This is a genomic window from Mycobacterium sp. 360MFTsu5.1, from assembly GCF_000383495.1.
Classification (GTDB): domain Bacteria; phylum Actinomycetota; class Actinomycetes; order Mycobacteriales; family Mycobacteriaceae; genus Mycobacterium; species Mycobacterium mucogenicum_B.
The window spans coordinates 326,151-351,013 of record NZ_KB911470.1; the positions used below are offsets into that span (position 1 = coordinate 326,151).

A 24,863-nucleotide genomic window follows, 5' to 3' on the forward strand; every position below is an offset into this window, starting at 1 on the left:
CGGATCAAGGCTGCCATGACGTGTGTGCGAGTCGGTCCCATAGGCCAGTTCGATTCCGGCGCTCAGGGATGCAACCCGGGCGACCCATCGACCGCCGGAGGCGTTGATCCGGGTCGCGGGCCGAGGGGTGAACGCGGCAATCCTGCGGAGGTCGGGGTGGAAATGTTGATTGGGCATGGCATCGCACCCATCCTGATGGGCCCTCGCGGGCTGACACGGTAGTGGCTACAGTGTTGCCATTATTGAGGTGTGCTGTCAAGTGCGGTCATACTGCCTGTATGGCACGAACATCGCGCACGCCCGTCGACGCGGCGGCAACTCCCGCAGTCCGCTCGCCCGGCCGCCCCAAAGTTCCGTTTGATCGGATCGTCGCGACCGCACTGCAAATCGTCGACGACGAGGGCGCCGACGCGTTGTCGATGCGCGTCTTGGCTCAGCGGCTCGACTCGGGAACCGCGACCCTCTATCGACACGTCTCGAACCGTGCTGAGTTGATCGCGCATGTCATTGATCGCGTTCTCGGCGAGATCGAGTACCCGCCGGATGATTCCGGTGGTCGGACGTGGCAGGAAGACTGCGCCGCCGGCGCGCACGCCATGTTCGACGCGCTCAGTCGGCACAAGAACGTCGCCCCTCTGCTGGCCGACCATGTGCCGATAGGGCCGAACGCGATGTTGCATCGCGAACGGGTGTTGTCGCGATTGCTCGCGAGTGGCTTTACGCCAGAGTTGGCGGCCAAAACGCACGCGACGGTCGCGCGATACGTCTTGGGTTTCGCGGTGCAGCTGCGAGGAGACGACGCCTCCAATGCGCAGGAATCTGCAGACCTGTCGGCGCACTTCCACTATCTGGACCCGGAGACGTTTCCGTCAACGTATGCGGTCGCCGATGTGCTGCCGATTCCACTGCACGACGAGTTCGAATTCGGCTTGCGGATGATCATTTCCGGCGTGACGGACCTGTACGACGGCCGCGGTCGCCACGCGAACGTCGGCAAGGCGGTCCGAAGCCGCAAGAAACCGGAGTAGGCGGCCACGCGCAGCCCCGGCGGGCTCTATCGCGCTACTGCACCCAGATTCGCTGATCCGAATAGGCCCGCGGCGGCCCTGTCTGCGGGGCGTAAATCCGCCGTGAATGCGGCGGACGTGCTGGAGGGTTGTGGCGGCGCCCCTTGGTCCTGTAATAATGGTAACTGTGTTGCCGAAATTAGCGGGTCGCGCACCCGCCGCACCGCCGGACCGCGAAATCGGTTCCCGCCGAGCAGTTCCGGCGTTCCTGTTGGCGTACGCTTTCGCGGCGATCATGGCCGGCACGACCCTGCCGACGCCGATGTACTCGCTCTACGCCCAGCAGATTCATTTCTCGGTGTTGACGACCACCGTTATCTATGCCGTGTACGCGGGCGGTGTTCTGGTCGCGCTGCTGGTTTTTGGTCGTTGGTCCGATGTCATCGGGCGTAGGCCGGTGTTGATCGCCGGAGTCGCTGCAGCCATTGCCAGTGCGGGAGTGTTTCTTGACGCTGATACCGTGCCGCTGCTCCTGGTCGGTCGCGCGTTGTCGGGATTGTCCGCCGGATTGTTCACTGGCACCGCGACGGCCGCCATCATCGAAGCCACACCATCACGCTGGCGTTCCCACAGTTCAGCGATCGCGACCATTGCAAACATCGGCGGCTTGGGAGTCGGGCCGGTACTGTCCGGCATTCTGGTCGAATATGCACCCGCGCCATTGCATCTGACCTTCGTCGTTCACATTGCCTTCGCGCTGCTGGCTGGACTCGCGGTGCTGGTGGTGCCGGAAACCTCCACGCGCACTGGTCAACTCAGATTCCAGCCGCCTTCCGTGCCCCCACAGCTGCGACGCGTGTTTGCCATTTCGGCGGCCGCGGGGTTCTGCGGTTTCGCCGTGATGGGGTTGTTCACCGCCGTCGCTCCAACATTCCTCACGAGCCTGATCGGTGTCACCAATCACGCGGTCGCCGGGCTGATCGTCGCGTCGATCTACAGCGCTTCGGCTGTGGCCCAGATTGCCACGGCTCGAGCAGCGCCGCGGCGCGCGATCATGTTCGGTTGCGCCGCCCTCGTCCTGGGCATGCTGATTCTCGCTCTGGCCCTGCAATTTTCGTCCGTGACGGCCCTCATTGCCGCGGCGCTGGTGTGCGGCGCAGGCCAGGGCATCAGCTTCAGCAGGGGATTGGCAATGGTTACCGCCGAGGCTCAACCTGAACAGCGAGCCGGGGTCAGCTCGACATATTTCGTGGTGGCCTACGTTGCGATCTCCATACCGGTGATAGGCGAGGGCTTCGCCGCGCACGTATGGGGCTTGCGCACCGCCGGAATGTGTTTCGCCGCGGCGGTCGCCGCTCTTGCGTGTCTGTGTCTGTTGATGAGTATCACGGAAAGCCGGCGCGCTACGCGCTGAAGATTCCGCCGTCGGGTGAGCAAGCCATCGGGAAGCCATCGGGCGACTGACAATTGGGCAGCGCCGCTGCCTCGAGGTGAATGGAATAGGTATGAATGTGGATTTGGTCCGGACCATCGTGGCCGTCACCTTCGCCGTGGTGTGCGCCGGCTCCGCTGTGCCAACCCTGGCCGGTGCGCCGCCGATGCGGGATGCTGCACAGCATTTCGGCATCCCTTGGTCGCGCTATCGCTTGATCGGTGTCGCACTGCTCGCGGCCGCGGCGGGCATCGCCGCTGGGTTCCGTTGGCCCGTATGTGGGTTGCTCGCGGCATCGGGCATGGTGCTCTTGCTCTTCGGCGCCGTGTACTTTCATCTCAGGGCACGCGACCCTCTGGTGAAACTGCTTCCGGCGGTGGTGACCTTGGCCATCGCCACCGCCTACCTCGCCGGCTTCGCGGCCTAGAGGCAGCTCGCGAGCAGCGAATCCTTCTCCGCTGGACCAGGATCTCCACCGATCCCCGGCGCTGCGCGGCCCTAGCCGCTGTTGATGAAATCCAGAAGGGCACCGGCAGGCTCCAAGGCCGAATCCACACTGGCTGCGACGACCACAAGGACTGCGGCGACAACGACAACAGCGGCGATACCGAAGCCAAGGGCAGTGAACTTGCGCCTGAGATCTGACCTGTCGATGCTGACGAACGCTCTCCATGCGAACACGCCCGCGCCGGCCATCACTGCAGCGACGACAGAGCCGGCTAGGACCAGCGTCCAGAGATATCGGGCATAGCTACCCACCATCACCGCCAGAGCAGGCCTGCCACCCTCAGGGCTGCCCGGATCGGCAAGGCCCTGCCGAAGCTGGCCCAACGTGTGCTCGAGCTCACCACGTGGCGGATCGACGGGGAGCAACCCGAGCAACGCCGACAGCGGCTCCACCGTCGACTGCACGTTCGCCACCAGCACGGCGACCCCGAACAGTGCCAGCATGGTGGTCACCGCCGCAGCGACTATGTAACCCACCGTGGAACGGCTGGTACCAGCGCGAAGAAAGCGCTGCCACAACACCGTCGCAAGCAGCGCGAGAACACAAGTCAATGACACCGAAATCAGGACCTTGACGAGGTGCCAGCGGCGCCAATAGTCAACGAGGTCAGCCATCCCGGGAGTCAGGGCCCCGTTACCGCTGTTCCAGTATGCGACCAGGTTGATACCCAATGCGTGGGTCAAAGGCGACGCGTCATCGAAGCCGCCGTACCCCCCACCGGCCACCGTGGCAGGGGCAACCCTGAACGCCGCCACGAGCACGACCACGGCGCCGAAGAGCCACACAATGGCAAAACGGGACCTCAACACCCGGCAGCCACCTGGCGAGCACACGCGACGTCATCACTGGCATCCACAGACCGAGACGATAGCCCGCGCGAACCCACAATCACACCAAGCCGGTCCCCAGGTGAGCGCCGGTTGATCCACGGTGTCCCATCGATGTGGTGACGTTCAGGCGCGACGCATCTGTGATCAGCGCACGGTTTTCCTGATGGTGGGTTTGTGGGCCGGGGGAGCAAGCGCGGTGACCGCGGCGGCCGTGACGGCAGCGCTGCCGTCACGGGTCGCGATGCTGGCGATGTAGCCATCGGGCCGGATGAGAATCAGTGTGTCACTGTTGATTCCGTATGCCTTGCGCAGCTTTCCGGCGGTGTCACGCAGATTCTGGGTGTTGTCGTCGAGTCGGGAAGGCGCGTCGACGGTGATGCGGCGCAGTGGGGCGCCACGGTCCGGCCAGGCAAGTTCTGCGAGTTCGCCGGCCGCCTCGGCCCCAACGGCCAGCGCGGTGAAATGCGGCCCGCGATAGAGATCGAACAACCTGACCGATGCGCCTTTGTCATCATGCAGGGACGCGTCGGGGGCGCGGTCGCCGACGTGCAGCGTAGCGGTGTGTTGAGCAGTCGACGGTGCCAGCGGGCCGCAGCGGTAGCTCAGGGCGATCTGTTGTTCGTCCTTGCCCCGGGTCAGGCTCGAGGGGTCGAGTTTCGTCATGCCGTCGTACTTTTTCGTGGCCAGACCCAGCACTGCCGACGCGATCGGTTGGCGTTCGGCTTCGTAGGTATCGAGCAGCTGTGCATCAGCTCCGGCGAGTACCTGCGCGAGCTTCCAGCCCAGGTTGTACGCGTCCTGGACACCGGTGTTGAGGCCCTGGGCGCCAGTGGGGGGATGAACGTGGGCGGCGTCACCGGCCAGGAAAATCCTTCCGCGGCGGTAGTTTTCGGCAAGCCGGATGTTCGGTCGGAACACCGACGTCCACGTGATGCTGTGCACCGCAAGGCGTTTGTTGCCGGTGCGAGCGCGCACGAACGCGGTAGTCTCGTCCTCGCCTACCGGCGGTGCTTCGTTGGGCTCCAATTTGATCATCCATTGGAACTGGTCACCGTGGGGCAGCGGGCAGGCGCCGGTGAATTGGCTGAGATTGGGGAAGCGTCCCGGCCAGACATGCCAGCGGTTCCGGGAAAGACCTCCACTGACGTCGGCATCGAAGATGAACATCCGGTCGGCCTCGTCGGTGGAGCCGAGGAATTCGATTCCGGCGATCTTGCGTACCGCGCTTGCACCGCCGTCGGCGCCCACCAGGTAGCGGGCGGTGAGCGTTTCGGTGCCTGACGGCGTCGTGATCGAAGCGGTCACGCCGTCGGATGTTTCGGTGACGGTGGTCAATTCGTGGCCGTAGTCGATGTCGACGCCGAGAGTCCGCAAGCGATCGTGCAGGGCTCGGTCGGTGCTGAATTGTGGGCTCAGCAAGGTATGCGGGTACGGGACGGTGTCGTCGCCGGCGTACGGGCTACGCAGCATGCGCAGCGGCACCGTGAACGGCCCCAGGTGGAATCCTATCAGCGGGTAGGACGATCCTCTGGTGACGACATCGTCGAGGACACCGAGGTCGTCGAAGACTTCCAGAGTGCGTGGCTGCACACCCTTGGCGCGCGAGCCGTCAAAACTGTGCGTGGCTTTATCGATGATGCGCACGGCCACGCCGCGGCGGATCAGATCGATCGCAAGGGCGCTGCCTACCGGGCCGGCGCCGACGATCAGGACATCGACGGTTTGTTGTTTCATGTGGTGCTCCGATCGGATTGGGCGGCGAGAAATGCCACCAGATGATCAGCGGCTTCGATGGGCCGCTCGTAGGGCGCCATGTGGCCGCAGTCCAGGACGTGTGTTTGTTTGGGGCGCAGGGTTTCCTGCGCGGTATCCCAGCCGGTGATGGGGGTGACGTGATCGTCGGCGCCCCACATCAGCAAGGTCGGGATCTCGCGTCGGCCGGCGGTACGGAACAGTGCGGTGCGGTTCGACAGCGGGAAGTTCTGCAGTGTGGAGAAGAACCCGTACATCGAGCCTTCGTAGCGGTACGCATCGGCGATCATGGCGGTCAGCGGCGCGGTAAGGGCGGGGTCGGCGACGTTGTGCCCGAGATGCCCGAGAAGGATTCGCCGACCGAACAACTGGGCGACGATACGGGCGATCACATCGTTGCGCAGCAGTCGTTGTACACGTGCGTTGTCGGCGCCCAATCCCGCAGGACCTACCAGCGTCAGACTCGCGACGCCGGCGGGGTGATTGACGACGTGGCCCAGCGCGACCAGGGCCCCCATCGAGGTGCCCACGAGGTGCACGTGCTCCGGGATATCAAGAGCCGCAAGTAATTCTTGCAACTGACGACCGAACAGGGCCTCGTCGTAGGCGGTGGCTACGCGGTCGGAGTAGCCGCGCCCGTAGGCGCTGAAGGCCAATGTCTGCAAACCGCGGGCGTGCAGTTCTCCGGCGAAGGTATCCCAATAGGACAAGGGGATGGTCAGCCCCGGCACGAGGACCACCAGCGGTCCGTCGGTGGGTCCGCGTAGTTCGTGGTGGGTGACGCCGTCGGTGAGTCTGATGAAGCTGCCGCGCAGCCCGGTGCGGGTTCCGGCGTTGAGCTTGCGGTCCTCGGAGGCCACGGTGAAGTACTTCATGGTCAGTTCCTTGGGAGGGTCGACAGGAACCCGATGACCTGTTCGGTGAACCAGTCGGGGTCTTCTTCGGGCAACAGGTGACCGGTGTCGGGGTTGACGGCCTGGCGGGCATGGGGGATGTCGCGGGCGAAATGTTGCCCGTCGATGCTTGCGCTGCGCAGCACGAGGGTGGGTACCTGGATGCGGCCGAGTTCGCAAGTGCGGTCGGGTTGGTCGGTGTTGACGAAATCAACGAATGCCCCGCGGTTGCCGTTGTGGTTCCACAACCGGTACACGCGATCGACCATCGCGTCATCGACGATGGTGGACTGCGGACCCACCGCCTGTCGCAGGCCGCCTTCGACCATGCGCCGCGGCATGGCCCTCCGCATCAGCTGTGCCACCGCGGGGTTGCGCGCGAGCCGCATGCCAAGAGGCAACGCCTTCTCGGGGTAGCCGGTTGCGTTGACCAGCACCAGCGCTCGCACCCGGTCGGGGTAGTCCAACGCAAGGTTCCAGGCGACGTTGCCGCCCAACGAATTACCCGCAATCGCGTACCGATCGATACCCAGCTGCGCCATGAATCCAGCGACCGTTCTTGCATAGGTCCGGATCCGGTAGTCGCGGTCGTTCCGTGCCCCGGTGAGGCCGAAACCGGGCAGGTCGGGACGGATCACGTCGAAGTGCCTGTCCAAGATGTCCGTCGCCCGATCGAAGTGCTCGAGCGAGGACGTGCTGCCATGCAACAGGAGCAGGGGCTGCCCGTCGCCTGAGCGCTGGTAGTGAACTCTTACGCCGTCCACGGTCTCGTACAGCGGCTGCTGCGAGTCTCCGTTTTTCATAATGGATACAGTGTGTCCGTAATTAGTGTTGGTGTCAACAGTCCGCTGGTGGGGCGTCGGACACACCTGTCGGGAGTCGGCGATGGCCGCTAACAAATACGCTGTATCCATTGGCCATCCGCGCGCCAATCGGTCTCGGCGACGGACAGACGAATTGGGAGACCTTTGAAGAGCTACATCTCCATTGCCGTGGTCGCGGCGGCATGCGCACTGTCGGTGGCCGACATTCCCGCACCGTCCGCCTCCGCTGCCGAATGCCCGGATATCGAGGTGGTGTTCGCCCGCGGGACAACACAACCGCCGGGGCTCGGCGAAGTGGGACAGGCTTTCGTTGATTCGCTCGCCTCGCACGTGGGCACACGCTCGGTCGAGGCCTACGCCGTCGACTACCCGGCCACGTGGGATTTCGACACCGGGATGCCCGCCGGATCCGCTGATGCGAGCGGTCACATTCAATCCGTCGTCACGACCTGCCCCAAAACCCGGATGGTGCTGGGCGGCTACTCACAAGGCGCGGGCGTCATCAGTATGGCCACCGCGGGGATGCCCCCGCAGATCGCGGACCACGTTGCCGCGGTGGTGCTGTTCGGCAATCTCCGGAGCGCCTACGCGGCCACGCTCATGCATGCCCAGTTGCCCACCGTCGGCACGGCGTATACCGGCAAGACCCTCGACCTCTGTCTGCCCGACGACTTGATCTGCTCTGACGGCCAGGACTGGGGCGCGCACACCGCCTATGTCCGCACCGGCATGGCCGACCAGGCAGCCGGTTTCGCTGCGAGTCGACTCTGATTGGTCGGTCGAGCTTGTGACTCTCGATCGTGTCGTCGGGCCGCGTTGCTAGCTCTCGGAGCGAGCTTGGTGCCGAAGGTGTCGGCGCACGACCGTGCGGACGACGCGGCGTCGGGTTCGGGCAAGCGGGCCGGTCGCGCGGATCTTGTGGGCGAACCGTTCTCCCGACTCCTGTAGCCGGTCTTTGACTTCATCGATGTCGGTACCCACCAAGGTGTGGCGCCGCTTGCGCCAGCGCCCGGCGACCATGACCGCTTCGATGTTGGCGATGCTGGCGTGCAGCGCCGCGGTGACCGGGTCATGGGCCGGCCACAGGTTCAGTGCCCGGGCGTCGATGACGACGATGTCGGCTTGCATCCCGGGGGAGAGGTGGCCGACCTTGTCGGCCAGGCCGAGGGCGCGTGCGCCGTGGACGGTTGCCCACGACAGCGCCTGTTTGCTGGTGAGCCCCGCGGTGGCCGCGCCCATGCCGGTGCGGTGGAATTCCTGCTCGTGTGCCAGGCCTCGTTGGCGGGCCAGGGTGATGCGGGCAGCGGTGAGGACTTCACCCGATACGGCCGTTTCGGTGTCGGTGCCGAGCGATGGCGCTCCGCCGGCACGCACGAGTTGTTCGGTGATTGCCGTGCAATGTCCTTGACCCAGTTCGTTTTCCGGCGTGGTCGTGAACGTGACTCCGGCGTCGGTGAGCTTCTTTACCCAGTCGTCGGTCAGTCCGGTGCCGTGCACGATGTTGGCGTGTGGACCCCACAGTCCGGTAGCGCCGACCGCGCTCCAGCCGGGTCCGGGCGTTCCGGCGCTCTGGTGCATCGATGCGGTCACGCCGCGTTCGACGGCGGCCCGGAGGTCCGCGATCACCACGTCGGAAGCGGACAATTGCGGACCCTTGATCGCCATTCCCGCGGTAAGCAGCGCGCTGTGGGCGATGGGACCGTTGATGAGGCGGTCGACCTCGGACACGTCATGGGGTTTGGTGGGGCCGCCGTGGGGTGTGCCGTGAAAGAAGACCGCGCGGATGCCGGCAACGTTCAGTGCGTCGATGGCGGCATCGGCGTGCTCCGGAGTCAGGCAGTTGTGGCACCAGTCGCCCACAGTAGTTGTGCCGCAATTGATTTGGTTCAACGCGCCGGCCAGCGTCCCGATGTGCATGTCGTCGGGGCCGTATCTGCGGGCGACGTGACCGTGAGTGTGGGCCAGGTATTCCAGCAGCGACCAGTCACCGCCGACGAACCGTAGTGCGGACTGCCACGTGTGCAGGTGGGCGTTGACGAGTCCGGGGATGACGATGTGGTTCTTGAGGTCGACAACGTCGGCGCCGGTCGGATCGAGGTGGTCGCCCATCGCCGCGATGCGATCGTCCTCGACGAGGATGTCGATGCGTTCGGTGTCGGGGCGATGCGGGGCCATGGTGATGACCTGTGCACCGCGTAGCAATATTCGGCTCACCGTTGTCTCCGATTCTGCGGCTGGGAGTCTCGTCACAGACTGCGCCCTCACGTCGTAGGTGAATCGGTGGCAGCGCGGCGCAACCAGTTGTGGATACACTGTATCCATTAATCTGTCGATGCGTCAACCAATGCTTGGGCTGGCCGCCACCGTCACGTCGGAGTCGTGCCGGCTATCGGCTTGTCAGGCCTTGTCACCGTCCGGCCCCGTGGCGGGCGGGTAGGTCTGGAAGACGAACACCTGTGCACCGACTCGAATGGTGTCGCCTTCGTGGAGTTCAGCCGTGGCGCGGATGCGCTCGCCGTTGACATGGACTCCGTTGGCAGATCCGAGGTCGGTGATGATGTGGGTGGAGCCGGCATTGTTGATGACGGCGTGGTGCCGGCTGACCTTGTCGTCGGCCACGACAAGGTCATTGTCGGGGCTGCGCCCGATGCGGGTGGCCGCACCCTTGAGCCGATGAAGGCGATCGTGCACGTCGCGCAGGGCCGCGGTGACAGCGTCGATCAGGGTCGTCACAGCGGGTTCGAAGGCGATGATCGTCTGGGCCGCGGCCTGGGCATTGCGCTGTACGTCGAGTGGTTCCTGACGCAGGATTTGCTCGTACAGGGTGCGCAGCGCCGGCGCGGGGTCGATTCCGAGGTCATCGGACAACGTTGTCTTGAGCCGGTGATAGGTGTCGAGTGCATCGGATTGGCGGTCGGTGAGGTAATACGCCGTGATCAGTTGTGCCCAGAGGGGTTCGCGGTAGGGATGTTCGCCGACCAGAGTTTCGAGCTCACGAACGACGGTATGGGCTCGGCCACAAGCGATCTCGGCGTGGGCGCGTGCGGTCTGCGCAACGATTTTGTCCTCGGCTAACGCGTTGCGCAGCGCCTCTGTGAAGGCGAAGTCGCGCAGGTCGTCGAGGACGGCGCCGCGCCACTGACGCAGTGCCGTCGTGAGGTGAGTGCTGGCGGCTTCGAAGCGTCCGGCGGCCGCGGCGTTGATCCCGGCTTGCTGTTCGGTGGCAAACCGGGCCAGATCGCTTTGTTCGGGGGTGATTTCGAGTCGGTAGCCGTGGGGTGCGGTCGATACGACGGCATGGGCGTCGATGCCTGCCTCGGTGAGGATGCGGCGCAGATTCGACACGTACGCACTCACGGAGATGCGCGCGGCGGCGGGTGGCTCGTCTTCCCAAATTGCGGTGATCAAGTCAGCGGCACTGACGGCGCGGTTGGCGTTCGCGACCAACATGGCAAGTACCGCGCGCTGTTTCGGCGTCCCGACCTGAATAGGCCTCGACGCGACGGTCACCTGCAGCGGGCCCAGCACCCCGAATTGGATGTCGTGTGCGGCGCCACCGCGCTGAGGTGCGGGCGCCATCGGTGTGTGGCCACCCATCACCTGCTCCTTGCCTGGCCGTACCTACCCAATCGCACGGGTAGAGGGTTGCACACCCAGCTCGCTCAGGACGGCCGAATCATCCCGGCTAGAGGTGGCGCGCGATGAGGTCCTTCATGACTTCGTTGGCGCCGGCATAGATCCGTGAGATCCGACTGTCGACGAACAGTCGGGAGATGGGGTATTCCTCCATGTAGCCATAGCCGCCATGTAGCTGCAGGCAGCGGTCGACGATTTGTGTCTGTTGGTCGGAGCACCAGAGTTTGACCTGCGCGGCGCGTTTGACGTCGAGGTCGCCGCGGACGTGCCGCTGGATCGCGTCGTCGACGAACGTACGCATGACGTCGACCACGGTGGCGATCTCGGCCAGTTCGAAACGGGTGTTCTGCAGGGCGAAAAGCGGCTTCCCGAACACGTGGCGCTCCTTGACGTAGGCCAGCGTGTGGTCGTACGCGGCTTCGACCGCGCCCAGCGCGGCGACGCCCACGATCAGTCGCTCCTGCGGCAACTGCTGCATCAGTTGGACGAAGCCGCGACCTTCGACGCCGCCGAGCAGGTTCTCCGCGGGGACGCGAAGTTCATCGAAGAACAGTTCGGTGGTGTCCTGCCCTTTCTGGCCGATCTTCTTCAGCTTACGGCCGCGCTGGAATCCCGGAGTGTCATCGCGCACCTCGGCGGAGAACAGCGACAACCCGGCCGCACCCTGCTGCGGATCGGTCTTGGCCGCGATGATGATGAGGTCGCACGTCGCGCCGTTCGAAATGAACGTCTTGGCGCCGGAGATCACGTACTCGTCTCCCACGCGAACGGCTCGCGTCGAAATGGCCTGCAGATCCGATCCGGTACCGGGCTCGGTCATGGCAATCGCGCCGATCCATTCACCGGCAGCGAGTTTGGGCAGCCAGCGCAGCTTCTGCTCGTGGGTGGCATAGGCGTTCAGGTAGTGCGGGACGATGCCCGTGTGGACACCCAACTGCATGGACAGATCGCCTGCATAGGCCTGCTCCCGGAACAGAACCGCCTCGTGTGCGAAAGTTGCACCACCGCCGCCGAATTCCTCCGGGATCGACATCAGTAGCAACCCGAGGTCGCCGGCACGGCGATACAACGCACGGTCGGGCTCTCCGGCAGCGGCGAATTCCTCGTGACGCGGAGCGACTTCCTTGGTGAAGAAGTCGCGGGCCAAACCGGACAGGTCGGCAAGTTCGGTAGTCGATGCGGGGGCCACTGTTTTTTCCTCTCCTTCAACGCGTGTACAGCGCGTCGATCTGTGCGGCGTATTTTTCGGCGATGGGTGCGCGGCGCAGCTTGAGCGTCGGCGTCAGCTCATCCCCGCCGGGAATCCAGTACTGCGGCAGGACTTTCCAGGTCCGAATCTGCTCCACCCGGGATAGCCGGGTATTTGCCGACGCCACCGCATCAGACACAGCCTGCTGCGTCGCCTCGTGGTCGACCATCTCGTCGACGGTGGCGCCGGCGAATCCATGCCGGGAGGCGAAGTCAGCGGCCGCATCGGGGTCGAGCGTGATCAGCGCGGCGATGTGCGGACGGTTGTCACCAATGGCAGCGACAGCGCCGATCAGCGGGCTGGCCGCTTTCAGTGCTCCCTCGATGTTGCTGGGGGACATGTTCTTTCCGCCGGAGTTGATGATCAACTCCTTCTTACGGTCGACGATACGCAGATACCCGTCGGCATCGAGCGAGCCGATGTCGCCCGTGTGGATCCAGCCGTCGACATCGAGGATTTCCGCGGTGCGACCGGGATCGCGGTGGTATCCGCGCATCACCCCACATCCGCGGACCAGAATCTCGCCGTCGGTAGCCAGTTTGATTTGTGTGCCGGGGATTGGTCTACCCACCGTGCCGAGCTTGAGCCGGTCTCTGGGATTGACGGTCGTGACCGCGGAGGTCTCCGACATGCCCCATGCCTCCAACACGGGAACACCGATCGCAAGCATGAACTCGAGTACGGAGACATCGATGGGCGCAGCGCCCGACACGGCCGCGCTCAGTTGGTCCATTCCTAGGCGTGCGCGAATCTTGGATAACACCAACACGTCTGCCGCGGCGGCGGCTGCTTCGTCGAGTAGTCCCAACCGGCCTCCCACCAGGGTGGCTCCCGCCTTCTTCTTGCCGGCTGCCAGAGCCCACCGCGCGAGCGCGCCTGCTGGTCCAGTCTGCACCGCGATGAGTGCCTCGACACGAGCCCGAATCTTGTACCAGAGCATCGGTACCGCGACGAAGAACGTCGGATGCACGCGGCCCAGTATGTCGATCAGTATCTTCGGGTCATCGACGTCGGTGACCGTGATACCGAAGTACATCGGCGCGTATTGGCCGATCCAACGATTGATCAGGTGCGCATCCGGCAGATAGGACAGCACTCGACCCCCAGTGAGATTGCCGACCACACTCGGGATCACCTCCAGCTGGTACAGCAGGTTGCCGTGCGTCAGCTCTACACCTTTGGGATGCCCTGTGGTCCCACTGGTGTAAATGAGGGTCAGGATGTCGTCGCGCTGAATGGCTTTCCAAGCGGCGTCGAAGTCGAAATCCTCAGCACCACCATCCACTAACTCATCGAGGGTGAGCACACCGTGGTTCGGCTCGTCGACCGAGATGACGTGGCGCACAGCGGTGCCCGATGAGGCAGCGAGCACCTTCTCCAGATATTGCGCCTCACTGACCACGACTGCCGGCTGGGCGTTGTCGAACAGGTACGTGATCTGCGCCGCGGCGCTGGTGTTGTAGACCGAAAAGCCGATCGCACCGAGATGCATCACCGCGGCGTCGACAACGTGGAACTCGGGGCGATTGGTGAGCATCATCGCCACCACATCGCCCCGCCGCACGCCCAGCGCGGCCAGACCCGCTGCCACCCGTCGAACTTGATTGCCGTACTCCGACCAGGTCAACGCCACCGTGCCGTCGGCGCGGCAAATCGCCGCGATGTCACCGAGCTCGGCAACGCGCCGCTGGAAGTGCGCGCACAGACTTTCGCTCATCACAACCCTTCTCACAGCAGTGCCGTGCGGCGTCCGGACCGGGTGCGGCCGCAACGGCTCAGGCTGAAACAGTAGAACATATTGCGTATGATTGTTTCAATCGCAAACGATGGGGCGATCCCACGCGTGTCGTCCGATGCCTGCTGTGTTTCGTGAAATACCTTGCCCGACAGAAGGAGAGCCGTGATGTTGGCAACCCGACGTCAACCGAACGGCACGTGCTGCCAGGCGAGTCCGACTGCCACCGACAGTCCGAGCGCTACCGGTCGTGATCGAACGACGATCACCAATCGTGGTGATCACGCCCGTACGGCAATTTTGACAGCGCTACTCGAATTGTTGGATCGAAACCCGATTACGGAGGTTTCAGTACAGGCGATCACTCGGCAGGCCGGTGTCACGCGAACCGCGTTCTATTTCTATTTCGAATCCAAGTACTCCGCCTTGGCGGAACTGTTGCATGGACGCACCACTGCCGCGATGCTCGATCAGTCGTTCGCGTTGCGGACACCGGGGGAGTCCACTCCGGCATTGATCGCACGTGTCATCGCCGGTATCCGTGCCGCCCTGGCTGCCGACGACCCGGTGTGGGCCTCGTGTCGCGCATCGTCAGGCTACGAACCGGAGATCGCCGAGATCGTCGCGGCCGTGGAGGACGCGATCACTCGCCGCATCGTGGAGATTGTGTCGGCCGAGGTACATCAAGGCGCCCAACCGATCTCGACCGACCTCCCCGCTCTGGTGCGTGTCCTGACCACCGCGACGGTCGTCGGCAGCGCACCCGCGGGTGTCGGTGCGCAATCCGGCCACCTCGATCGCACTACCGATGCGGTGTCAGCCCTGTGGCGGAACGCATTGTGGCCCAGGTAGTTCGAGAGTTTGTGCCTTACCGCGACCTGCCGCACGTCGTTGTCGTCCACAGCTCGCGTCCCAGGTCGGACAGGCGCAGACTGAGCCGTTCCACCCGAGTGGACTGCCGCGCCTCCTGCGCATCGGCGACGGCGCGCCTGACGCTTGGTTCGGCCATGAGCACCTCGTAGCCGGGCTCGGATCCGTCTGCGTGGGGTCCGATTTCAACCAGACCGAGCCGCAACAGGTTCGCGACGTAGATCGGCACCATGGTCGGCAGCGTCACGCCCGCGGTGCGGCCGATCAGCGAGGTGTTGGTCAGGACGGCTCGAGGCAAGGACCACCGCCGAGACTGCGCATAGACGTTGACCAGGGGAGAGGTGGTGCCGTCCGAAAGTGCACGGAGAATCCTCGCCTCGTCGGCAACAAGCTGGTCGACGATGCGGTCGTAGAGCTCCAGCCGCGTCTCGCCCGTGCTCTGGTCCAGTGAGCGGTCCAACAACTCGGCCATCTTGGTGCGCAACGATTCCTTCGACTGCGACGAATCATTCTGTGTCGCGACGTCGGCATCGGCCGGCCGCGATGGCGCGTGCGGCGGCCCGCCGGCCTGCTCGCACGACGGCACCTCCCGCACGGGGGTGTCGGCTCGCCCCGCCACGGATAGGCCGCGCCGGGCGAATGTCGTGGCGGTCGCGATCAGGCCGTGCACGTCGGAGGTGGTGACCATCGTTTCATCTCTCTTCTGGAGGGCGGTTCTTTCGGCTGGTGCGGGTTGGTAATCTGGCTTCCGTTGCGAGACAGCGTGTTATCGCTCCAGTTGCCGGATGATGGCGGCTACCGTCTGGTTGGCCGCGAGTTGCTGATCGAGGATCAGGTTGATGACACCGCGAAGCCAGGCGTAGGGGATCCATGCGCGCGGCACGGTGCTGCTGGCTCTGCGCCGGCCGACTGCGTCGACAATGCTGGCGGCGGCGTGGCCGGCGTCGATGCGCTTGTTCAACGGCCAGGGCAACAGTTCGCCGATGCGTTGGCCCATCGGATCGTCATCGAGTGTGGTGCGGGCCAGCGCCGTGTCGACGATTCCGAAGTAGGAGATTCCGACCGTCACCTGGTGGGTCGCGAGCTCGATCCGCAACGCTCGCCCGAGCTGTTCGACACCGGCTTTGCTGATCATGTACGCCGCACCGCCCATGCCCGGTGCGAACGCGGCGCATGACCCGACCAGCTGAATGTGTCCGCTACTGGAGATGATGTGCTCGGTGGTCGCGCGCACGGTATGCACCGCGCCGAGCAGATTGATGTCGATAACCCGTTGGAACGCATCGGGTTCGATGGTGCGCAGGGTTGCCGGCGGCGGTGTGACGCCGGCGTTGGCGACCACCACATCGATGCGTCCCCAGGTGTGCACCGCCTGGTCGGCCGCGGCGGTCAACGCGGCGGCATCGCGCACATCGGCGACGATGCCGATGGTGTCGATCCCCAGCTGTTCCTGTGCTTTCCCGAGTTTCTCTTCGTCGACGTCGACGAGGACCACTCGCGATCCGGCCGCCACGAAACGGGAGGCCGCTTCGAACCCGATGCCCTGTGCCGCGCCGGTGATGAAAACCACTGCACCAGCAAGAGGCATCGCTGCACGTGCGGTCATCGTCCGACCACCAACTCGGCGTGGGCGGATTCGGGCGGCGCTGTCGCGTAACGGATATCGAACTCCGCGAGGCGAATTCGGCGCATCTGGCGTCGGAATGTGAAGACGAAGCCAGGCCAGAAGGTGAAGTTGCGGCCAGACGGACTCAAGTAGTAGCTGTGGCAACCACCGGAGTTCCACACCGAGTGCGCAAGACGCCGGTCGACGTGCGCGACAAAATGGTCGAGGGTGTCGTTCGAAACCTCGATACTGCGGATCTCACGGCGCTGCATCTGCGCGATGGCGTCGAGTACGAAGTCGAGCTGCGCCTCGATCGTCACGATCTGCGACGTGTACACCACCGAGTTCGGGCCGAGGATCATGAACAGATTCGGAAAGCCCGGAATGACGGTGCCCAAGTGCGCTTTCATCTCTCCGCCGGCCCACACCTCCGCGAGGCTGCGGCCATCTCGGCCGTGGATTCGGGTGAATCCTTCGTTGTGGGCCAGTTTGAACCCGGTTCCGAAAACGATGGCGTCGAGGCGATGGTGGTGCCCGTCGGCGGTTTCGATCCCGTCTCTGGTGACTCGCCGGATCGCGGTGGTTTCCACGACGGTGTTGTCCGCGGCCAGCGCGGGGTAATAAGTGTTGGAGAACGTCGGTCGTTTGCATCCGAACGCATACCGCGGTGTCAGCTTCTCCCGCAGGTTCTCGTCGCGGACCTGCCTGCGGAGATGCCACGTGCCGATGGCCGCCATCGGCTGGAGCAGCGCCGGGACTTTGACCAGACCGGGCACCATTGCTTCCTGGACGAGGCTGACCGCCGAACGGGCTGCGCGCTGGAAGAGCGGGGCCGTGCGGAACACCGAACGCACCGCGGGCCCGACCGGGCGGTCCGGATGCGGCAAGATCCACGTCGGAGTTCGTTGGAACACAACCAGTTCGGCAGCGTCAGGCTGAATCCGGGGGATGAACTGCACGGCCGAAGCGCCGGTGCCGATGACACCGACCGCCTTTCCGCGCAGGTCGACGTCATGACGCCACCCCGCAGAGTGAAAGGCCGGACCCGAGAAGTCTTCGAGGCCCGGAAGATTCGGGATCGACGGCTCACTGAATGGTCCGGTGGCGAGGACCACGACGGTGGCGGTGAAATGTTGGCCACCTGCGATGATCTGCCACACCTGGGCCAGGTCGTCCCATGAGGCGTCGGTGACGTCGTGCCCCAGCCGAATGCGCGACCGGATGCCGCTGTCATCGACACATCTTTCGATGTAGGCCTTCAGTTCTCGCTGCAGCGGATACAGGCGCGTCCAGTCCGGGTTCGGGGCAAACGAGTACGAGTACAGCACCGACGGGATGTCGCACTGCGCTCCCGGATAGGTGTTCGCCTGCCATGTTCCGCCGATGTCGCTGGCCCGCTCGAATACGAGGAAGTCGTTGTCGCCGGAATCCTTGAGTCGCATCGCCGCGCCGATCCCGCCGAAGCCGGCACCGATGATCGCGGTATGGACATGTGTGGGAGTGGGTTTGGTCATGGCTGTGTCCTTGGTGAGTGCCGGTGGCTGGCTAGAGCGCGACGGAGATCGAGTCACCCTGGGCGCGGGAAACGCAGATCATCATCGAGTCGTCGTGCTGGTCGGGCGTCAGCACCCGATCTCGGTGCTCGACAACGCCGTCCACCAGTCGCACGCGGCAAGCGCCACAGAAACCCTGCTGGCACGAATACTGCACGTCCGGTTTGACCCGGCGGATCGCAGCGAGGGCCGACTCATCGGCTGCGACGTCGACAGTGAGCCCCGATTCGGTGAGCTGCACGGTGAACGCTCTGCCGTCGACGATCGGTGCGGCGGTGAAACGTTCGCTGTGGAATTCTGCGGTACGGCCCGGCGCAGTCGCGGCGGCGACATCGCGAGCCCGTTCGATCATGGCGGGAGGGCCACACACATAGAACGCCGCGCGGGATGAAGCGGCCGTACACAATTCGGCCAGATCCGGTGTGCCGTAATGGTCGTCGGGCCGGATGAGCACCCGGTCGTGCCCGAGTTCGGTGAGCTCGTCGATGAAGGGCATCGATGCGCGCGAACGCCCGGTGTACACCAGGCGCCAGGGGGCCGGGCCGGATGCCGCCGCACGCACCATCGGCAGGATCGGCGTGATGCCGATCCCACCGGCGATGAACACGTACTCGTCAGCGGGGGCCATGCTGAACGCGTTGCGGGGACCCCGGATACGCAGCGTATCGCCGACCCGGACGCGGTGCAGCTCGGCCGAACCCGAGCCGTCGGGGATCCGCCGCACGGCAATTCGATAGCGGAGGGGGTCGAATTGGTCACCGACCAGCGAGTAGTGCCGTTGCCGGCCGGCCGGGGTGAACACGTCGATGTGCGCGCCCGGCGTCCAGCGCGGGAGCGGTGAACGGTCGGCCCGGCTCAAGGTCAGGCTGACGACGTCGTCGGCTACGCGTTCCGCCGCAACAACTTCGAGGCGCGCGTCGTATCCGGCCCGGCGTACCGGACGGCCCGGTGACAAGCGGTCCGCGATCCGGCTCTCGGTGAACAACCGCGAATAGCCGCGGGCCAACTGCCCCATGGCCCTGAGCGCTGGCGTCGGGTCATCGACAGATGTGGGTTGGTCGAGTAGTTCGTTCATGCGTGTGCCGCCTGCGCCGCGGGCGATACCGCCAGGTACCGCACTGCCTTGCTGATGTCGCCCATCGTCGACGGGTGAAAACCCGGTCGTAGGTAGAAGTACATCTGCGAGAACAGGAAAGACACCCCCGGCACCAAGCCATGATGGGCGGCGCGGATGTACTCGAAGGGCCACGGACGACGACGCTGTACCGTCGCGTCGTTGCGGTACAGATGCGATGCCGTCGAAAACCAGAGCAGCGCAAGGCCCGAACATGCGATGAGGGCCGTGCGCGCACGGCGGGCATAGCCACCGTCGACGTACTGGTAGGCATCGAACGCGACATTGCGATGTTCGAGTTCTTCAGCGCCGTGCCATCGCAGCAAGTCGAGCATCGTCGGGTCGATGCCGGCGCGATCGAAGGCCTCGTTGTCCAACAGCCATTCGCCGATGACGGCGGTGAAATGCTCTGCCGCTGCGTAGACCCCGAGGCGCTCGCTCAGCCACGCCTTGCGCGCGGGACCGGTGATCCCGTGGTCGCCGAAAATCTTCTCTACCGCGAACTCGATGCGCCGCAGGACCACACCGACGTCGACACCGTGTGCGCGCAGGTAGTTGCGGAAGCCCTCGTGCGACGCCGCGTGCGTCGCCTCCTGTCCAACGAATCCGATGACTTCCTCTTTGAGGCGCTCGTCGTCGATGTACGGCAATGCCTGACTGAAGACGTCGGCCATGGCCCGCTCACCTTCTGGCAAGACCAGGTGCATGACGTTCCAGAAATGGGTGGCATAGGCCTCGCCAGGGATGTATTCCAACGGGACGCCGGACCAATCGAAGTGGACGTGGCGGGCGTTGATCGCCAGCGCCTCGTCGTTGTACTCGCGCACCACTCGTCCCGGTTTTTTGCTCGCCATCACACGCCTTCCTCGGCTCTGAGTCCTTCGTGCTACAGTGAAACACAATACATACAATTGTTTCAATGTTGCAGCGTCGACTATGGTCAGGTGCGTGCATACCGATCTGTTCGCGCTCGACACGGCCCGTGATGAGGGTGTCGAAGAGATCCTCGACGCCGCGTTGGACGTCTTCGCCAAGATCGGGATCCGGCGGGCGACCGTCGATGAAATTGCTCAACGCGCGGGGCTCGGCCGCGTCACGATCTATCGACGGGTCGGCGGGAAGAACGAGATCGTCTCGGCGGTGCTCATCCGCGAATCCCAGAAGCTGTTCGAAGCGGTGCGCGCCGCGGCGGCGCGTACGGACAATTTCGCGGATCGCGTGGTCCACAGTTTTGCCACGACGATCGAGACGGTGCGCACGAACGCGGTCTGGAACCGGCTTCTCGACATCGAGCCCGACACCGTGCTGCCTCGACTGACCCTCGAAGCCTCACCGCTGCTGGCCGGCGCCGTCGCGGCGACCGCCGAAGTGCTCCGTGGCCCTGACGTGGCGGCAGTCCCGGAACCCGAGCTGCTCGCACGAGCCGAAATCCTCGTCCGCATCACCCATTCGATCCTGCTCACGCCTGCGGTGCTGGCGCCATTGGAGACCTATGAACAGGTCGAACAATTCGCGCGGCAAAGTCTCCTGCCGATCGCGTCAACGCCGAAACCGTAGTTGCCGCAAGGCGGGCTTCAGCCTGCGGTTGTGCAGGCGAGCGACACCGCCCGCGCGTGGGGCGTGAGGAACGCCATCAACGTATCCGTGTCCGCGACGCGGTGCGAGGGCGCCGACGCTGCCAAGACGGCGATGAGACTGTCGTCGGCGCTCCGGATCGGGAGAGCCAGGCAGCCATGTCCGGGCACCAGAATCCCGCGCTGGGTGGAGAACGCCGGGCGTTCACCGCGGGCGTCTGCGGCAACGATCCGTCCGATGGCGGAGCATTCCGGTTCGCCGATAACTCGGGCCGGATCCGACAGTGGAAAATCCGGGTCGATGTCGAACAGCTCCAATGCCGGCCGCCGCGCGGACCGGTGCAGGACCAGATGAATGCCGAACCGCGCTTCGGCTCGCACGGCATCGACTGCTTCGCGTAACCGGTCCGCCGGAGTGGAGGGGATGCCGACCAATCGGTCGATCCGGCGTCCCAACGCGAACCCGCCCAAATCCGGGGTGCGCACCAGGTATTCGCTCTCCACCAGGACAGCGAGCAATCGGTATGCCGAGGACCGTGACATCCGCAGCCGGTGAGTGATCTCCAACGCCGTGATCCCGGGCCCCGCAGCCGCCACCTCCTCGATGATGGACAGCGCGGCGAGCGCCGAACGCGACCCGGCGTCGGGGCGCAGCGCTCTGGTCATGACGGGCCGCGCAAATAGCCACGCCACACCGACGACCGAACAGTCCCGGCGTGTGCGCCCATCGACGCGAACGCCTCCGGGCGTCTCGCACGCACGCGCAGACCGATGGCGGTCCACGCACCCATCCAGACTGCGGACGTCACCGCTCCGGCCCAGAGCGGGCCGGTCACGGTCAGGCCCCAAAACCCCGCCAGGATCGCGGTGAGTGTCAGCGCGCAAGCCGGCCCGACCACCCATGCCACTCGGCTCGGTTCGCCCAGTCGTCGCAGCATGGCGGGCATCGAACCGGCCAGCGCGGCATACGCCAGCAGGAAACCACATACGGCGCCGGCCACGAGTGAACCGCACACGGCTTCGGCGTCGGCGCCGAAGGCGCTGACGGCGAAAGGCACACCGAAGACGGTCGCGGTGCACAGCCAGATTCCCACCGTGGGCGCCTTGCTGCGCAGATCGGTATGTCCCAGTGCTGCCGGCAAGACGCCCTCGCGCGCCAGCGACAGAAGGACGCGGGCCGCCGCCGTCGTGGAAGCCAACGCGCAGGCGAAGAACGACAATGCCGCCGCCAGGTACACGGCGGGAACCAACGCGCGCGCTCCCGGATCGTCGGTGAGTGCCTGGAACCACGAGTCGGTCGTTGTACCGCTGAGTGTTTCGGCTTGGGCCAGGGTCGCGAGCAACACGACCGCACCACTGAGCAGCAGCGAACCGCGGACCGCCGCCGGCACCGTGCGCAGCGGGTTCCGCGTCTCGACCGCCAGTGCCGTCGCGCTCTCGAAGCCGACGAACGCGGTCAACGCGACGGCGACACCGGAGGCAAGACGGCCGAGATCGGGGGTGTGCGCCAGTACGGCGTCGTGCAGGCGCTGCTCGTCACCGTGGCAGAGCAGCCACACCGAGACCGCCACCACGAGCAGGACCGCCACGGTCTCGGTCACCAGCGAGACCCGAGCCGAGATCCGGATACCGCGAACCAGCACCACCCCGCTGAGCGCCGCGAAACCGAGTGCGCCGACAGCGACCAGCCAGCCGTGCGCCGTTATCCCGACCGACGACGCCAACCTGAGCCAGAACGCCGACGTTTCTGTGACAGCGAACATCCCGCTACTGAGATAGCCGAGCAAAAGCGCACCGGCCGTGACGAACCCAGGGAAGGGCCCCACCCCAACCGCTGCGCATGTGTAGAGCGAGCCGGCAGCAGGTACTCGCCGCGCGAATCCCCGGACCAGCCACGACACGATCAGCGCGAGCGCAAATGCGATAACCATGCTCAGCACGACCGGGCCGCCCTGCGCGGCAACCAACACCGGTATCGCCGCCGCGGCCCCGCACGGTGCCATGGTCGAAACAGACTGTGCCGCAACATCGGCAGCGCCCAGCGCGCCGCGATCCAAGCCGCCCAGACGCGTTCGCGGGCCCAGGCCGTGCAGCGGCACCTGATTGTCCGTCAGCATCGCCGAGTATAGAAATCCCGCTGTTTCTGCGACGTTTCGCCGCAGTGTCGCTCGCGTATACCGCACTGGGACAAGGCTTCCCACGCGAAGAGCCGACGCCGCAACGCGGCGGACACCGGCACGCAAATGCCTGGCAGCACGCTCGTCGGCATCCCGATCCCTTCGATGCCAACGGAGGTCACACCATGACTGTGGGCTTCACCGCAACTGCTCCTGCCGAATCGACCAGATCACATCTGAACACCGGTATGTCGGTAGGACTCGACACCGAGATCGCCGCATCGCTCTGCCGGGCGAGCACCCGCCGGCGGTTCGATCCGTTCGTCGACATCGACTGGGAGGCACCCGAAAACGCACTGGACCCGAGCGACGCGCGTTGGCAGCTCGACTCGGACATCGCTCCACTTGCCGCCACCGATTGGTACGCGCAGCAACCCCTCGAGCGGCGAATCGCGATGGGCCGTTGGCTGGCCGCGAACATCCTCAAGGTGACACTGCAGTTCGAGATGATGTTGATCCGCGGCGTGATCCACCACGCCGGCACCTTGCCCAACCGTTCGGTGGTGTTTCGGTACCTACTCCATGAGCTGACCGACGAATGCCACCACATCCAGATGTTCCAGGAGTTCGTCAACCGCACGGGCGCCGATGTTCCCGGCATGCGCCGCGGGTCCCGGTTCTTCGGACCGATTCTCGGCTTCCTCGGCGGCTACGCCAACATTTTCCTTTTCATCGGAGTGCTGTGCGGGGAGCAGCCGCTCCACTTCCAGCAGACGCTGCAGCATCGGGGCTCGGCGGCCGTGCCTCCGCTGCTGAACAAGGTCACCTCGATCCACCTCGCCGAGGAAGCCAGGCACATTTCGTTCGCCAACGATTATCTGGCGCAACGAATCGCGGTCGTGGGACGGCTGCGGAGGTTCTTGTATGCCTTGGCATTTCCGATCCATCTTCGGTGGCTCATCGGCGAGATGATCACACCGCCACGGGCGTTCGCCCGGCAGTTCGGGATTCCGCGGCGCGTTTTCAAGGCCGCCTACTGGCGCAGTGCTCGATCCCGGCAGCTGTTGGCCGAGTCGGCCGCCGACGTCCGGCGCGCTGCCGAAGACCTCGGTTTGCGTACGGTCTGGACCCGCTGGCTGTGGCGGTTGTTGGGTATCGACGGCCGGTTGCCCCGGTACCGCGGTGAGCCTGATCGCAGTCAGCCGTGCACCGGCAACCGTGCCGGCGTGGCAGTGGTGTGGGGTCGGATCGCGGCTGTGGTGATTGCGGCCGGTATTGCGATGACGGCGACGCCGGTCGGGCTGCGGATCATCACGGTGGCGGCGGCGGGAGCGGCTGTATGGGCGTCGTACCACCTGTTGCGGACCCGACTCGGGGGTGTGGTCGGCAACCAGCCTTTCGAATGGCCGCGACTCGCCGTCTGGATAATGGTGTGCAGCAGCATGATTCCTGCCGGCGGGCTGATCGGCCTCGCGTTGGTCGTGCTGAGCATCCTGGCGCTTGCCGAGTTCTTGCCGGGTTTGTGAAACTCTTGCCGACAAGTAGACCGATCGGTATATTCAGCGTATCGGGTTCAACGCCATGGCCGGAAAGGAGGGCGTTTCGTGGGGACAGGGCATACTCGCGCCGAACAACGACAGTTCCGGGTGTTCCGCGCAATCGGGCGTTACCTGCTCAATCCGACGGTGCGGGGTCTGGCTCGACTCGGCGCCGTCCGCCCAACGCAGGTAAGCGAATTGGAAACCTTCGGCCGCAAAACGGGGCAGCTGCGACGGGTGCCGGTTTCGCCCATCTTCGATGAAACGGGGGCGTGGGTCATCTGCGGTCACGGCACGTTGTCGGGCTGGGGCGCCAACATCGGGGCCAACCCGAATGTTCGCATCCAGCAAGGAGATCGCTGGCGTGCCGGCATCGCGACGTTCGTTCCGGACGACGATGTGCGTGCCCGGGTGCGGCAATCCGGCGCGGCCGGACCGAAAATCGCGTCCTACGGAACCGCGCCGGTGTCTGTGCGCATCGAATTCACCGACTAGACCGTTCACAGTGCCGGGCAGAAGCCTGGATCTCAAACCATCGGATCAGACGGATCGAAACGCGTCGCGTCGGCGCGACCGTTGCCGAATTACTGCAGGTCTGCGGCGATTCGGGTGGTGATCTTGCTGC

The 24,863-nt window shown here is 65.1% G+C and carries 23 protein-coding genes and 1 pseudogene; 9 read left to right on the forward strand and 15 right to left on the reverse strand.

The genetic code is table 11. The features are described 5' to 3' along the window. Window positions 1-221: 221 nt before the first annotated feature. From H289_RS0122495 to H289_RS0122505, 3 genes are all read left to right on the forward strand, one after another. The gene (locus H289_RS0122495; RefSeq protein ID WP_231388104.1) at window positions 222-1,028 is read left to right on the forward strand and encodes a TetR/AcrR family transcriptional regulator; all 807 of its coding nucleotides are present in this window, start codon (window positions 222-224) and stop codon (window positions 1,026-1,028) included. A gap of 157 nt (window positions 1,029-1,185) precedes the next feature. Further along, window positions 1,186-2,421, forward strand: coding sequence for an MFS transporter (locus H289_RS0122500; RefSeq protein ID WP_081633501.1), 1,236 nt, complete (start codon window positions 1,186-1,188; stop codon window positions 2,419-2,421). Window positions 2,422-2,512: 91 nt separating this feature from the next. Next, the gene (locus tag H289_RS0122505) at window positions 2,513-2,866 is read left to right on the forward strand and encodes a DoxX family protein (RefSeq protein ID WP_020103091.1); all 354 of its coding nucleotides are present in this window, start codon (window positions 2,513-2,515) and stop codon (window positions 2,864-2,866) included. Window positions 2,867-2,937: 71 nt separating this feature from the next. On the opposite strand, the gene H289_RS0122510 is transcribed toward H289_RS0122505, so the two are convergent. The 4 genes from H289_RS0122510 to H289_RS0122525 form a co-directional block, all read right to left on the reverse strand. Beyond that, entirely contained in the window at window positions 2,938-3,756 is an 819-nt protein-coding gene (locus H289_RS0122510; RefSeq protein WP_155944225.1) for a hypothetical protein, read from the reverse strand. Window positions 3,757-3,921: 165 nt separating this feature from the next. Continuing rightward, window positions 3,922-5,511 carry an FAD-dependent monooxygenase gene (locus tag H289_RS0122515; protein WP_020103093.1) on the reverse strand — a complete coding sequence of 530 codons (1,590 nt, stop codon included), beginning with the start codon at window positions 5,509-5,511 and terminating at the stop codon, window positions 3,922-3,924. Continuing rightward, window positions 5,508-6,404 (reverse strand): alpha/beta fold hydrolase, encoded by an 897-nt coding sequence (locus tag H289_RS0122520; protein WP_020103094.1) that lies wholly within the window; start codon window positions 6,402-6,404, stop codon window positions 5,508-5,510. Before H289_RS0122520 ends, H289_RS0122515 begins: the two co-directional genes overlap by 4 nt. A 2-nt stretch (window positions 6,405-6,406) precedes the next feature. Beyond that, on the reverse strand, window positions 6,407-7,225 hold the full coding sequence (locus tag H289_RS0122525; protein ID WP_020103095.1) for an alpha/beta fold hydrolase: 819 nt from the start codon (window positions 7,223-7,225) through the stop codon (window positions 6,407-6,409). A 165-nt stretch (window positions 7,226-7,390) separates the two neighbouring features. Between H289_RS0122525 and H289_RS0122530 the strand changes: the two genes are divergently transcribed. Next, window positions 7,391-8,017 (forward strand): cutinase family protein, encoded by a 627-nt coding sequence (locus H289_RS0122530; RefSeq protein ID WP_020103096.1) that lies wholly within the window; start codon window positions 7,391-7,393, stop codon window positions 8,015-8,017. Between the two features lie 48 nt (window positions 8,018-8,065). Here H289_RS0122530 and H289_RS0122535 read toward each other — a convergent pair whose 3' ends face one another. From H289_RS0122535 to H289_RS0122550, 4 genes are all read right to left on the reverse strand, one after another. Then, window positions 8,066-9,460 (reverse strand): amidohydrolase family protein, encoded by a 1,395-nt coding sequence (locus tag H289_RS0122535; protein ID WP_036421062.1) that lies wholly within the window; start codon window positions 9,458-9,460, stop codon window positions 8,066-8,068. Window positions 9,461-9,643: 183 nt separating this feature from the next. Further along, window positions 9,644-10,843, reverse strand: coding sequence for a BTAD domain-containing putative transcriptional regulator (locus H289_RS31100; protein ID WP_020103098.1), 1,200 nt, complete (start codon window positions 10,841-10,843; stop codon window positions 9,644-9,646). An 88-nt stretch (window positions 10,844-10,931) separates the two neighbouring features. Beyond that, window positions 10,932-12,071 (reverse strand): acyl-CoA dehydrogenase family protein, encoded by a 1,140-nt coding sequence (locus tag H289_RS0122545; RefSeq protein WP_020103099.1) that lies wholly within the window; start codon window positions 12,069-12,071, stop codon window positions 10,932-10,934. A gap of 16 nt (window positions 12,072-12,087) precedes the next feature. Then, window positions 12,088-13,848, reverse strand: a complete 1,761-nt coding sequence (locus H289_RS0122550) for an AMP-dependent synthetase/ligase (RefSeq protein ID WP_020103100.1) — start codon at window positions 13,846-13,848, stop codon at window positions 12,088-12,090. Between the two features lie 186 nt (window positions 13,849-14,034). Here H289_RS0122550 and H289_RS34050 point away from each other — a divergent pair. After that, window positions 14,035-14,277, forward strand: a pseudogene (locus tag H289_RS34050) (TetR/AcrR family transcriptional regulator); the annotation flags it as partial. 15 nt (window positions 14,278-14,292) lie between these two features. After that, complete coding sequence (locus tag H289_RS0122555; RefSeq protein WP_231388105.1) at window positions 14,293-14,718, forward strand: hypothetical protein; 426 nt, start codon at window positions 14,293-14,295, stop codon at window positions 14,716-14,718. Between the two features lie 16 nt (window positions 14,719-14,734). Here the strand turns inward: H289_RS0122555 and H289_RS31105 are convergent, their stop codons facing one another. The 5 genes from H289_RS31105 to H289_RS0122580 all read right to left on the reverse strand — a co-directional run bounded on the left by H289_RS31105 (window position 14,735) and on the right by H289_RS0122580 (window position 19,863). Then, window positions 14,735-15,424, reverse strand: a complete 690-nt coding sequence (locus tag H289_RS31105) for an Abi-alpha family protein (RefSeq protein ID WP_020103102.1) — start codon at window positions 15,422-15,424, stop codon at window positions 14,735-14,737. A gap of 78 nt (window positions 15,425-15,502) precedes the next feature. Next, a complete protein-coding gene (locus H289_RS0122565) occupies window positions 15,503-16,342 on the reverse strand; it encodes a short-chain dehydrogenase/reductase (protein WP_036427515.1) in 840 nt (279 codons plus the stop codon). Further along, window positions 16,339-17,856, reverse strand: coding sequence for a flavin-containing monooxygenase (locus H289_RS0122570; RefSeq protein WP_020103104.1), 1,518 nt, complete (start codon window positions 17,854-17,856; stop codon window positions 16,339-16,341). The genes H289_RS0122565 and H289_RS0122570 overlap by 4 nt, the downstream gene beginning before the upstream one ends. A gap of 31 nt (window positions 17,857-17,887) precedes the next feature. After that, window positions 17,888-18,970 (reverse strand): PDR/VanB family oxidoreductase, encoded by a 1,083-nt coding sequence (locus H289_RS0122575; RefSeq protein WP_029105604.1) that lies wholly within the window; start codon window positions 18,968-18,970, stop codon window positions 17,888-17,890. Continuing rightward, a complete protein-coding gene (locus tag H289_RS0122580) occupies window positions 18,967-19,863 on the reverse strand; it encodes a metal-dependent hydrolase (RefSeq protein WP_081633504.1) in 897 nt (298 codons plus the stop codon). Before H289_RS0122580 ends, H289_RS0122575 begins: the two co-directional genes overlap by 4 nt. A 94-nt stretch (window positions 19,864-19,957) precedes the next feature. Here H289_RS0122580 and H289_RS0122585 point away from each other — a divergent pair, with 94 nt between their 5' ends. After that, a complete protein-coding gene (locus H289_RS0122585) occupies window positions 19,958-20,566 on the forward strand; it encodes a TetR/AcrR family transcriptional regulator (protein WP_020103107.1) in 609 nt (202 codons plus the stop codon). A 17-nt stretch (window positions 20,567-20,583) separates the two neighbouring features. Here H289_RS0122585 and H289_RS0122590 read toward each other — a convergent pair whose 3' ends face one another. Next, the gene (locus H289_RS0122590; protein WP_020103108.1) at window positions 20,584-21,249 is read right to left on the reverse strand and encodes a helix-turn-helix domain-containing protein; all 666 of its coding nucleotides are present in this window, start codon (window positions 21,247-21,249) and stop codon (window positions 20,584-20,586) included. Next, window positions 21,246-22,700: an APC family permease gene (locus H289_RS31110; RefSeq protein ID WP_020103109.1), complete on the reverse strand. Its 1,455-nt coding sequence runs from the start codon at window positions 22,698-22,700 to the stop codon at window positions 21,246-21,248. The genes H289_RS0122590 and H289_RS31110 overlap by 4 nt, the downstream gene beginning before the upstream one ends. Before the next feature lie 185 nt (window positions 22,701-22,885). Here H289_RS31110 and H289_RS0122600 point away from each other — a divergent pair, with 185 nt between their 5' ends. Continuing rightward, window positions 22,886-24,226: an AurF N-oxygenase family protein gene (locus H289_RS0122600; protein WP_231388106.1), complete on the forward strand. Its 1,341-nt coding sequence runs from the start codon at window positions 22,886-22,888 to the stop codon at window positions 24,224-24,226. Window positions 24,227-24,304: 78 nt separating this feature from the next. Continuing rightward, window positions 24,305-24,733 carry a nitroreductase family deazaflavin-dependent oxidoreductase gene (locus H289_RS0122605; RefSeq protein ID WP_029105607.1) on the forward strand — a complete coding sequence of 143 codons (429 nt, stop codon included), beginning with the start codon at window positions 24,305-24,307 and terminating at the stop codon, window positions 24,731-24,733. Window positions 24,734-24,863: the final 130 nt, after the last annotated feature.

Bases quoted from the DNA above. Each gene is read 5' to 3' on its own strand.
- H289_RS0122575 (WP_029105604.1), bottom strand. From the start codon at position 18,970: ATGAACGAACTACTCGACCAACCCACATCTGTCGATGACCCGACGCCA.
- H289_RS0122525 (WP_020103095.1), bottom strand. From the start codon at position 7,225: ATGAAAAACGGAGACTCGCAGCAGCCGCTGTACGAGACCGTGGACGGC.
- H289_RS0122550 (WP_020103100.1), bottom strand. From the start codon at position 13,848: ATGAGCGAAAGTCTGTGCGCGCACTTCCAGCGGCGCGTTGCCGAGCTC.
- H289_RS0122565 (WP_036427515.1), bottom strand. From the start codon at position 16,342: ATGACCGCACGTGCAGCGATGCCTCTTGCTGGTGCAGTGGTTTTCATC.
- H289_RS31100 (WP_020103098.1), bottom strand. From the start codon at position 10,843: ATGGGTGGCCACACACCGATGGCGCCCGCACCTCAGCGCGGTGGCGCC.
- H289_RS0122500 (WP_081633501.1), top strand. From the start codon at position 1,186: ATGGTAACTGTGTTGCCGAAATTAGCGGGTCGCGCACCCGCCGCACCG.
- H289_RS0122505 (WP_020103091.1), top strand. From the start codon at position 2,513: ATGAATGTGGATTTGGTCCGGACCATCGTGGCCGTCACCTTCGCCGTG.
- H289_RS31110 (WP_020103109.1), bottom strand. From the start codon at position 22,700: ATGCTGACGGACAATCAGGTGCCGCTGCACGGCCTGGGCCCGCGAACG.
- H289_RS0122515 (WP_020103093.1), bottom strand. From the start codon at position 5,511: ATGAAACAACAAACCGTCGATGTCCTGATCGTCGGCGCCGGCCCGGTA.
- H289_RS0122570 (WP_020103104.1), bottom strand. From the start codon at position 17,856: ATGACCAAACCCACTCCCACACATGTCCATACCGCGATCATCGGTGCC.
- H289_RS31105 (WP_020103102.1), bottom strand. From the start codon at position 15,424: ATGGTCACCACCTCCGACGTGCACGGCCTGATCGCGACCGCCACGACA.
- H289_RS0122600 (WP_231388106.1), top strand. From the start codon at position 22,886: ATGACTGTGGGCTTCACCGCAACTGCTCCTGCCGAATCGACCAGATCA.
- H289_RS0122520 (WP_020103094.1), bottom strand. From the start codon at position 6,404: ATGAAGTACTTCACCGTGGCCTCCGAGGACCGCAAGCTCAACGCCGGA.
- H289_RS0122580 (WP_081633504.1), bottom strand. From the start codon at position 19,863: ATGGCGAGCAAAAAACCGGGACGAGTGGTGCGCGAGTACAACGACGAG.
- H289_RS0122590 (WP_020103108.1), bottom strand. From the start codon at position 21,249: ATGACCAGAGCGCTGCGCCCCGACGCCGGGTCGCGTTCGGCGCTCGCC.